Source organism: Pseudomonas sp. MCal1, from assembly GCF_026341415.1.
GTDB lineage: Bacteria > Pseudomonadota > Gammaproteobacteria > Pseudomonadales > Pseudomonadaceae > Aquipseudomonas.
Genome location: NZ_JAKUMP010000031.1, coordinates 1 through 1,313, shown reverse-complemented (window position 1 = coordinate 1,313; position 1,313 = coordinate 1). Strand labels below are relative to the sequence as shown.

Sequence of the window (1,313 nt, the reverse complement as noted above, 5' to 3'; positions counted from 1 at the left end):
TGTCTAGTCCTGAAATAGGTTTACACCTGTTTCAGCCTCAAAACGCCCGATGCACCGCATCGGGTGTTTTGTATTTCAGCGACAGATGAGGCCGCTCGTTGTTATAGATCTGCACCGACTCGTCCACCATCCGGATGGCCTCTGCAAAATTTTTGGGGCGATGCAGCAATAACTCGTTTTTCAAAATCCCGTTCACACGCTCAGCCAACGCGTTTTGGTAGCAGTCGTAGCCATCGGTCATTGAGCAGGTGATGCCGTATTTGGCATGCAGCCGCTGATAAAGCTCGGAGCAGTATTGGACGCCTCTATCCGAGTGATGCACCAAACATTGCTTCGTTGTCCGCTGCTTGAGGGCTTTGTTGAACGCCTGGATCACCGATTCGGTGTGCAAGCTTTCATGGACATGGTGCCCCACGATTTTTCGGGAGTACGCATCGGTGATCAAACTCAGATAAGCCACACCCGTTTGCGTCGGTAAGTAGGTGATGTCCGCAACCCATACTTGCTCTGGCGCCTTGGCAACTACCTGAATCGGTCCATCTTTGAGCAGGTTTGGATGCCGGCGAAAGCGATGATGGCTATCTGTCGTTTTGTGATAGGCCCGTCTGCGGGGAACCAGCTCGCGCCGATCTCGCAAGATATCGAATAACCGGTCTCGACCGACCTTTACGGACACCTCTGGCTCAGTGTGCATCAGATTGTGAAGTTTTCGGGTGCCAAGGCGCGGTTGCCTAAGTCGTTTCTCCCTCACGAATCCCATCACTTCCTGGGCATGACGGGCCCGGGCATCACACGCGCGGTTGCGCTTGTAATAAGCCTGACGGGAAATCCCCATGAACTGGCAAGCCCGACTAATGCTCAGGTCTTGGATCTGCCCTTGGGAGAGGACTTGCCGGATCGCTTTTTTACGACAGAAACACCGAAGTCGTTCTTTAAAACATCAACGACAGCTTCGAAAAACTGAGCTTTCTGGTTGGCTTGGGCCAGCTTTTCTTCGAGCTCTTTGATTCGCTGTTCGGGTGTCAGTGGTTTATCGGGCTCATCCATGGAACGGGGTCTCTTGGAGCGAATGGACGCGCCTTGACTCCAGTCCTGCCGACCATGCCTGCGTAACCAGTTCAGTACGGTCGATTTACCCTGAATGCCATAACGCACTTGAGCCTCTTTATAACTCAACTCGCCTTTTTCGACCTGATCGACGACCGACAATTTAAAGGTCCGCGTGTAATCACGCTGACTGCGCCTTTTTCCTGTATTCATTACTCCCTCCTGAGAATGGGTCAGAAGGTGTAAACCTTATTCAGGACGAGACA

General features: G+C 52.3%; 1 protein-coding gene. It reads right to left on the bottom strand.

The genetic code is table 11. The features are described 5' to 3' along the window. Positions 1-37: 37 nt before the first annotated feature. Positions 38-1,260 (bottom strand): IS3 family transposase gene (locus MKZ87_RS28810; protein WP_139834889.1). Its coding sequence is split into 2 segments (ribosomal slippage): positions 38-909 and positions 909-1,260, totalling 1,224 coding nucleotides; the frame shifts between segments, so codons are not numbered across the junction. Positions 1,261-1,313: the final 53 nt, after the last annotated feature.